Genomic DNA, 8,482 nt, shown 5'->3' on the forward strand with positions numbered 1-8,482 from the left:
CCGGGAGGCGGGGTGGGGCGGCGGCTGGAGTGAGCCGACGTCTCCAGAGGTGGAGGCGGCCGTGTCAACGCCCCAGAAAACCGGCATGGCGCAGGTGAACACCGCTGCGGGTGTGGCCGGCCTGAGCGTCGGAACCACTCACGCTGTCAACGCCGCCCGAGACGGTTTCAGGTGCGGCCTGACAGCAGGCTTCACGCTGGGTGACCATCGGGCCGCCTGGCTCGCGGCGCGCGGTTTGTGGCGACCCGAAACCCGGTCGGGCCGGGCCGTGCGCCCCTAACGCGGCACCGCTCTGAGCAGGGAGCGGGTTTCCGCGTCCGCCACCCGGCACGTCGCGCCGACGCAGTTCCGTAACAGCGCGAGCCGCGTCGAGAACGAGCCCACCAGGAACGGATCCGCCGTCTCCACGATGTTCCGCAGCTCGTACGGATCAGCGGCCAGGTCGTAGAGCTGCCGCTCGCCGGTGCCGTACTCGACGTAGCTGTACCTGTCCGTGCGTAACACGCTGTAGCTCGGCGCCGCGTACGGCGCGTACGACGGCTGGTAGAACTCCACCAGGACGGCGTCCCGCCACGCGACGTCACGGCCCTGCAGCAGCGGGACCAGCGAGCGCCCCTCGGCGAACGACGGAGGAAGCACACCGCCCAGCTCGGCGAACGTGGGCCCGAGGTCCACGGTCGAGCACAGCCGGTCGATCGTGGATCCCGGGGCGATCCCCGGTCCCCGCACGACCATGGGGATCCGGATGTCCTCCTCGAACGGTGTCGTCTTGCCGGGCCGGAGGCGATGCTGTCCGAGATGGAAGCCGTTGTCGGAGGTGAAGAAGATGTAGGTGTTGTCGAGCTGGCCGGAGCGCTCCAGGGACCAGACGAGCGAGCCGACCATGTCGTCCACTCCGAGCATGGCGCGCAAGCGGTTCCGGTGGAGCTCGTCGATCCGCCGCACCACCTTGGGGGACAGCGGAGGTTTCTCCCGCAGCCAGGACGGCTCGGCCGACATGTCGAGCTGGTCGAACGACGGTGTTCGCGGCGCCTGCTCGTCGAGGAAGGCGTCCGCGTGCCGTGGCGCGTAGTTGGCCGGCTGGTGCGGCGCCACGGGGGCGAGGTAGAGGAAGAACGGCTGGTCACCCGACGATGTCACGAAGTCGTCGGCCTTCCGGCTCAGTACGTCTTCCAGGTAGTCCTCGGGGGCGTAACCGTGTCGGACGACCACCCCGTCGTCGTTGAGCGCGTAGCCGTACTCCTGGTAGAGCCGGGTGACCGGGACGGCCCACCGGTTCCAGCCGGGCGGTATGTAGTCCTGCGACGCGCCTAAGGGGTATTTGTTGAGATATTTCCCGAGAAGTCCGGTGCGATAGCCGGCCGACTGCATCCACACGCCGACCGTGGACTCCTCCAGGGGGCGGAACTTCGGGAAGCCGCCCGTCGGCGGGCGGTTGCTCTCCACCTGGTGGCTGTGCATGTACTGCGACCGCAGGATGGACGACCGTGACGGGCAACACCACGGGTTGGTCGCGAAGAACCGCGAGAACACGGCGCCCTGCTGTACGAGCAGGTTCCAGATGTTGGGGAACCGCTGGAGATCGGTCGTGTCCAGGTCGTCGGTGAGGATGAACACGATGTTCGGGGCACGCGAGGACGTCTGCTGTCCCTGGGCGGCGGCACCCGAGAACGCCGTGCACATGAGGAGCGCCACGGCGAGCCAGGGGCACCACCTGCGGGCTTTTCTGGGGACCGGCATGGGACAGATCATTACCTTGTCGCTACCTGCGGAAACGTACGGCCTGCGCCCGATGGGGCGCAGACCGTGACGAATTCCCCCCAAGTTGGCTGGCCGGCTCAGCCGAAGGTCGCCGGGTCCGGGCCGAGACGGCGGCCCGCGTCCAGCGCGTCGATCGCGGTCATGTCACCCGGGTCCAGCTCGAAGCCGAAGACGTCGATGTTCTCGCGGATCCGCTCCGGGGTCACCGACTTCGGGATGACGATGTTGCCGAGCTGGATGTGCCACCGCAGCACGACCTGGGCCGGGCTCCGGTCGTGCTTGGCCGCGATCCGGGCCGGCACCGGGTCGTCGAGCAGGCCTTTGCCCTGGCCCAGCGGGCTCCACGCCTCGGTCGCGATCCCGTGCGCGGAGTTGTAGGCGCGCAGCGCGTCCTGCGCGAACTGCGGATGCAGCTCGATCTGGTTGACCGCGGGCACCACATCCGTGTCGTCGAGGAGCCGGTCCAACGCCTGGACGGTGAAGTTGGAGACGCCGATCGCGCGCACCCGGCCGTCGGCGTACAGCTTCTCCAGGGCCTTCCACGCCTCGACGTACTTGTTCTGGGAAGGGGCGGGCCAGTGGATCAGGTAGAGGTCGAGCACGTCCAGTCCGAGCCGGTCCATGCTGGCGTCGAAGGCCCGCAGCGCCTGGTCGTAGCCGTGCTCGTCGTTCCACAGTTTGGTCGTGATGAACAACTCGTCACGGGGAACCCCCGACTCCCGGAGGGCCCGGCCGACGCCCGCCTCGTTGTGGTAGAGCTTCGCCGTGTCGATGCTGCGGTAACCGGCGGAAAGCGCGGTGGACACGGCCCTTTCCGCCTCGTCGTCCGCCACCTGCCACACTCCGAAACCGAGCTGCGGCATGGTGACACCGTTGTTGAGGGTGATGGTGTTCATGTCCCCATGCTGCCCGACCAGGTTTTGGCCAGCGGCAGCAGGACCCGGTCGACGGCCTCGGCCATGAAGGCGTCGTCGACGGGCTCGCCCAGGACGATCAGCCGGCGCCAGACCAGGGCCTCCACGACCGAGAACAGCGCGCGCGGATCCACCGGCCCTGTCAGCTCGCCCCGCTCGACGGCGTTGCCCAGCAGGTACGCCAGCCCGGAGAGATCCCGGCCCGGCATGTGGTCCCGCACCGCTTCGGCGAGCTCGGGGCTGGACAACATCGCGGAGACCAGCCCGATGATCAGCTGCTGTCCGCGCCCGATCGCGTCGCAGATCGCGCCGAGCGCCGCGAGCAGGTCACCGCGCAGCGACCCGGTGTCCGGGGCGGGTGGGATGTCGATCTCCACCCGGTTGCAGATGAGATCGACGACGAGGTCCGCCTTGCCCGCCCAGCGCCGGTAGATCGTCGCCTTGCTGGCCCCGGCCCGCTTGGCGATCTGGTCGACGGACATGCGGTCGAAGCCCGTCTCGGTGAGCAGTTCCAGCGTGGCGTCCAGGATCGCCTGCTCGCGGGCGGGGTCGAGTCGGCGCGAGTTGGCGGTTTCCATGATCTCCCTGTCTGCGGCCGCGTCTCGTGCTCCCGGTCCGTGCCCCAGGATCGGTACCCCAGGATCCGTGTGCCTGGGCCGTGATCCCGGGGGTCATCGCGGGACGAGATCCCGGAATTCTACGCCGGTGAGCTCCTCCGACACCGTCCAGAGCCGCCGGGCCAGCGCCTCGTCCCGCGCGGCGGCGCTGATCGCGGGTTCCTTCAGCTTGGGGCCGACGAACTCCCCGCCCCGGATGTCCGGCGACGTCGCGGCGTACAGCGAGGGCACGGCTCCCGCCTCCGCCGGCTGTACGGCGACGCGCAGCAGCGCGTTGACCACCCCCGTCAGCGGGCCCAGCTTCATGATGTTCGTCGCGGTCACGCCGGGATGCGTGGCCACGCTGAGCAGCCGGGAACCGGCCCTCCGCTGCAGCTCGAACGCGAACAGCAGGTTGGCAAGTTTGGACCTCCCGTACGCGCTCATCCGCCCGTAGCCTTCGCGCAGCTCCAGATCGCCGAAGTCGAGCGTGCCGAACTTGTGGGCGTCGCTCGCCACCGTGACGACCCGCGCGCCCGGCCGGACCAGCAGCAGGGGCATCAGGAGGCCGGTCAGCGCGAAGTGCCCGAAATGGTTGGTGCCGAGCTGCATCTCGAACCCGTCGGCGGTCGTCTGCCGGGGGATCATGCCGATGCCGGCGTTGTTGATCAGCAGGTCCAGCCCGTCCAGGCGGGACCTCATCGTGTCGGCGAAGGCGCGTACGGAGCCGAGGTCGGCGAGGTCGAGCCGTTCGAACTCGGCGTGCCCGCCGGGCGCCTGGTCGAGGATCCGCGCGGCGGCCGCCCGTCCCTTGTCCTGGTCACGGCTCGCGACGATCACGCGGGCCCCGTGCCGAGCCAGTTCGAGCGCGGTCGGGAAGCCGATGCCCGCGTTGGCTCCCGTGACCACCGCGGTGCGGCCGGCCAGGTCCGGCATCGCGTCAACGGTCCACATGATGGCCCCTTTCAACTGTACGAAACGGTTTCGTACACCATTGGGGTACACCATATGTCGCGGAGATCGAATCCGCGATCCCCGGTTTCCCGTCCCCGGTTTCCCGTGCGGCTTCGTCCGCACCTGTTCACCTGACGTTCGCGGGCGTGTCGGGGAGGCGAAGCCTGCCGCGGCTAGCTTCGTGGGCGTCGTGAACGTGTCTTCACCGGACGTGGGCAACGCGGGTCGGCGCCACGCCATCGAGCGGGAACCGGCCGTCGCGTGGGTTGAATCCCCGTTGCAACTGCTGTGCGTCGCCGAGGCTCAGCACGCCGGCCTCCTCGCCGAGGACACCCTCGTCGTGCCCAGGGCCGGCCAGCGCGCGCTGCGGCTCACCGGGCGCGAACTCGACCGGCTCGGACTCCCCGACGGCCTGCGGCTCGCCGAACCGTCGGCGGGAATGCCACGTCCCGGCAAGGTGTGGGCCGTGGGCGACGCCTTCTCCGGCCGCGTCCAGATGCGCGTCCTCACCACCCGGCCCCGCCGGGTCGTGCTGGTCGACGACGGTCTCGCCACGATCCGCCTCCTCGAACTGCTCACCACGCGCCGGCCACTGCTGCGCGCCCGCGCCTCGGCCGGCATCGCCCGTACGGTGCTGGGGGCCGCCGCCGGGATGCGGCTACGCGGCCGCGGGCTGACCGTGTTCACCGCGCTCCCGGTCCCGGAGCCGCTGGCGGGCGCCGTACGGGATCTGGGAGCCGATCTCGTCGGGCACGACTTCGCCTGGTTGCGTTCCCGGCCCGCCTGCCCCGCGCCCGCCGAACGCACGGTGGTGCTCGGGACGTCCCTCGTCCGCAACGGGCTCGTCCACCGTGACCGGTACCTACGCTGGCTCCAGGAGATCGGCGAGCCCGTGGCGTACTACCCGCATCGCAGGGAGGACCCGCGCGACCTGGACCGCGTCCGCCGGATCACGGATCTCACCGTCTACGAGTCCGGGGCCCCCGTCGAGATGACGCTCCGTGACCTCGGCCCCGGTCACCGGGTGCTCAGCCTGCCGTCCACGGCGGTGACCTCGCTTCGTGTCCTGTTGTCGGGTCGCGGTGTCTCCGTGGAGGCCGTCGGCGTGCCGGACGACTGGTGGACCTCGGCCGCCGACCCCGCGCTCCGCGCGCATCTCCAGCTCTTCACCGACGTCCCCGCTACGGCCGGTGGCCCCGTTCCCGACGGCGCCGATGCCGTACAGACGCGTGGCGGAGCCGGTGCCCGCCACGTCGTCCCGGGGGAGACCCCGGACCTCAATGGTGCCGCTCCGGGGGAGACCCCGGTCCCTGGAAAGGTTGCTCCTTGACCCGCGTGCTCGCCGTGGCCGACTCCGACTCGTACCTGAAGTGGGCCGCCGGCCTCCTCGACGCCATGCCCCCGAACTGGGTCACCGAGTTGCTGGTCGTGCGCTCGCCGATCGCGCCGTCAGAAGGCCAGATCCGGGCGGCGGTGAGCGGTACGCGGATCGACCGGCGAGCGGGGAGACAAGCCGATTCCCCGGCACCCACGGCGCCCGCCTTCCGTTGGGAGGGCGATGGCACCGCTTGCGCGGAGGGCGATGGCGCCGCTTGCGGGGAAGGGGCCGGCGCCGCGCTCGCGCGCGGGACCGCCGCGAGGCCTATGGAAACCGCGGCGCCGGACCAGGTGGGCAGGGACGAGGACGACGACGAGGGCACGGACGGGGCGGCGGGCGCCCTCCTCCCCCCGGTGCTCTCGGCGCGGCGGCTACGCCGTACGGCCGAGCGGTTCCGCCCGGACGTCGTGCTGCTGGCCTGCACCGGCCCCGTGGTCGACGTCCTCGCCGCTGAGATCCTCTCCGACCTGCGGCCACGTCCGGTGTTCGTGTCCGGCCTGCCCGGCATCTCCGTACCGGCGACGGAGAAGGCGTGGCTGTACCGCAGCGGATGCGAGCTGTTCGTCGTGCACAGCGGCCGGGAGGTGCGGGAGTTCTCCGCCCTCGGCCGCGAACTCGGCGGTGGCGGCGGAGTGGCCCTGGCCCGGCTCCCTTACCTGGACCTCGGGGTCGTCGGGACGGCCGAACGGGACAAGGTGATCTTCGCGACCCAGGCCAAGGTGCCGAGACGCCGGGAGGAACGCGAGAACGTACTGCTCGCCCTCGCCGCGCTGGCCGACACCCGTCCCGATCTGGAGGTCGTGGTCAAGCTGAGGGCGCGCGACTCCGAACGGCAAACCCACAACGAGCGGCATCATTACGAGCGCCTCTGGCTGGCGATGGCCGGAGAAGGACGCGTCCGAGCCGACGCGATATCGTTCGCCGCCGGGCCGATGCACGAGCACCTGACCCGCGCTGCCGGATTCGTCACGGTCAGCTCCACCGCCGCTCTGGAGGCCATCGCCAGGAAGGTGCCTCTCCTCGTGCTGTCCGACTTCGGGGTGAGCGCCGAGATGATCAACTTGGTCTTCGAGGGCAGCGGTTGCCTCGGGACACTCGACGACCTCGCCAAGGGTGACTTCCGTACACCTGACGGGGACTGGTGCCGGGCCAACTACTTCCACGACGACACCGAGAGCGACTGGCTCAGCCGGATCTCCGAACTGGTCACGACCGCCGAGGAAGGACACCTCGTTCCCGCCCGGTCGCTGCTCGACGGGGCGGAGCATGCCTCCGCACGACGCCGCGCCCGGCTCCGGCTGGAGGTCCCGCCCCGGGTGCTCCGATACGGCTACCGCGCCAAGCGCCGAATGCGCCGCTACCTGAAGGTTTTCTGATGGTTCGCGGGTGGATGACTCGGTGACCAGGACCGGGGACAGGACCGGGGACAGAGGCGATGACGGGTGATGGTTGCCGAGTGACGTGTTATGGGTGACCGGGTTCGGTGACCGGCGAACGGTGAATGGCGAACGGTGAATGGCGAACGGTGAACGGTGAACGGCGACGGCTGACAGGTGCTGCTCGGGTTCCTGGGCGGACTGCGGTGGCTGGTCTGATGTACATGCGGCCGCTGCGCTGCGGCGGGCAGTTGTTCCGGCCGGCCGTGATAGCGGGCCTCCGGCGCGAGCCGCTGGCGCGGCGTTGCGCGGGCGCGGTGGTTGCTGGCACGGTCTTACGCCGGCCTCCACAACCACCCGCACTCCGCTCCGCTCCCGGCCGCTCTCCCGCATCGCCATCTCCCGCATCGCCATCTCCTGCCTCGGGATTCAGCACGGCCATACTCCTGACGCGTGCTTCCGGATCGGCGGAGGCGTGATCACGCCGTGGACGATCGAGGAAGGCTGCTGTGCCATAGGGGAGGGGGAGCTGCGCGGCGGCGGCCACCTGATTCGTAGTACGTGAGGGGCACGCCGCACCAGCAGGCGGTCTGCGAATGAGTGCGTACGCCCGCTTCCCGCTTCCGATGAACCCCGACAGTCCGTACTCCGTCTCATCGGGTCCCCTGAGTCCCACCCCCGGAGCGGGGCACTCCGCCGGGCGTGACCGAGACCTGCTGGTCAGCTGATCGGAGGCCAGCTGACCAGCCGCTCGGGTGTGGGCGTGTTCAGAAGGGAGGGATGTCGTTGGCCGGGTCAGGTGGCAGGCCGGACGGAGTGAGTGGTCCCCGTTCTGCTGACGGCGGTTCGGGAGTGGGTTCTTCCCACCAGGCGGGTTCGTAGTTCCAGGTCGGCAGGAATGGGAGCTCGTCATTGCCGGGGTCGGTGATGCTGCCCGCGCCGTACCCGCTGGCCGCAAGCCCGTGTGCTCCGCCTTCGCCTCCGAACCCGCTCACGATCTCCCTGCGGCCTCCGCCGCCGACTCCAACTCCGACTCCGCCGCCTCCGCCGATCCCCCTGTCGACCTGGCTGCCGACCTCGCCGCCGATTCCGCTGCCGATTCCCCTGCCGACCTGGCCGCCGCTCCCGTGGCCGCCGATCTCCCTGCCGACGTGGCCGCCGCCCTCACTGTCCCCGTCATGGCCAGCGGTTGAGAGGTCTGGCGTGCCAATCACCTGTCCCCCCGCACCGCTGCCACCCGTCGTGGACACACCCGCCTGCGACCCACCCGCCTGCGACCCACTCGCCGTGGGCCCATCTGCCTCGGGTCCTCTCGTCCCGGGCTCGCCTGTCTCAGGCTCGCTCGCTGTGAAGGAACCGGGCTTGGGCCTACTCGCTGGGGACGCGCTTGCCTCGGGTGCTCTTGTCTCGGGACCGTCCGCCTCGGAACCGCATGTCTCGGAACCGCATGTCTCGGCCCCGCTTGCCGTGGCACGCACCTCGCAACCGCTCGCCTCGGGCCCG

7 protein-coding genes are annotated in these 8,482 nt (G+C 70.4%); 2 read left to right on the forward strand and 5 right to left on the reverse strand.

The window, feature by feature from the left end:
• Positions 1-276: 276 nt before the first annotated feature.
• From IMZ11_RS37075 to IMZ11_RS37090, 4 genes are all read right to left on the reverse strand, one after another.
• Entirely contained in the window at positions 277-1,740 is a 1,464-nt protein-coding gene (locus IMZ11_RS37075; RefSeq protein ID WP_228647281.1) for a sulfatase, read from the reverse strand.
• A 98-nt stretch (positions 1,741-1,838) separates the two neighbouring features.
• Complete coding sequence (locus IMZ11_RS37080) at positions 1,839-2,657, reverse strand: aldo/keto reductase (protein ID WP_228647283.1); 819 nt, start codon at positions 2,655-2,657, stop codon at positions 1,839-1,841.
• A complete protein-coding gene (locus IMZ11_RS37085; protein WP_228647285.1) occupies positions 2,654-3,253 on the reverse strand; it encodes a TetR/AcrR family transcriptional regulator in 600 nt (199 codons plus the stop codon). Before IMZ11_RS37085 ends, IMZ11_RS37080 begins: the two co-directional genes overlap by 4 nt.
• 93 nt (positions 3,254-3,346) lie before the next feature.
• Positions 3,347-4,225, reverse strand: a complete 879-nt coding sequence (locus tag IMZ11_RS37090) for an oxidoreductase (protein WP_228647287.1) — start codon at positions 4,223-4,225, stop codon at positions 3,347-3,349.
• 190 nt (positions 4,226-4,415) lie between these two features.
• Between IMZ11_RS37090 and IMZ11_RS37095 the strand changes: the two genes are divergently transcribed.
• Together IMZ11_RS37095 and IMZ11_RS37100 are read left to right on the forward strand one after the other, a co-directional pair.
• Positions 4,416-5,555 carry a hypothetical protein gene (locus IMZ11_RS37095; protein WP_228647289.1) on the forward strand — a complete coding sequence of 380 codons (1,140 nt, stop codon included), beginning with the start codon at positions 4,416-4,418 and terminating at the stop codon, positions 5,553-5,555.
• A 5-nt stretch (positions 5,556-5,560) separates the two neighbouring features.
• Entirely contained in the window at positions 5,561-6,979 is a 1,419-nt protein-coding gene (locus tag IMZ11_RS37100) for a DUF6716 putative glycosyltransferase (RefSeq protein WP_228647291.1), read from the forward strand.
• Positions 6,980-7,746: 767 nt separating this feature from the next.
• On the opposite strand, the gene IMZ11_RS37105 is transcribed toward IMZ11_RS37100, so the two are convergent.
• Complete coding sequence (locus tag IMZ11_RS37105; RefSeq protein WP_228647293.1) at positions 7,747-8,193, reverse strand: hypothetical protein; 447 nt, start codon at positions 8,191-8,193, stop codon at positions 7,747-7,749.
• Positions 8,194-8,482 lie beyond the last annotated feature (289 nt).

It is taken from the genome of Microtetraspora sp. AC03309, assembly GCF_020826795.1.
Taxonomy (GTDB): domain Bacteria; phylum Actinomycetota; class Actinomycetes; order Streptosporangiales; family Streptosporangiaceae; genus Microtetraspora; species Microtetraspora glauca.

Coding starts and splice junctions, on each gene's coding strand:
- IMZ11_RS37075 (WP_228647281.1), bottom strand. CDS start 1,740: ATGCCGGTCCCCAGAAAAGCCCGCAGGTGGTGCCCCTGGCTCGCCGTG.
- IMZ11_RS37080 (WP_228647283.1), bottom strand. CDS start 2,657: ATGAACACCATCACCCTCAACAACGGTGTCACCATGCCGCAGCTCGGT.
- IMZ11_RS37085 (WP_228647285.1), bottom strand. CDS start 3,253: ATGGAAACCGCCAACTCGCGCCGACTCGACCCCGCCCGCGAGCAGGCG.
- IMZ11_RS37090 (WP_228647287.1), bottom strand. CDS start 4,225: ATGTGGACCGTTGACGCGATGCCGGACCTGGCCGGCCGCACCGCGGTG.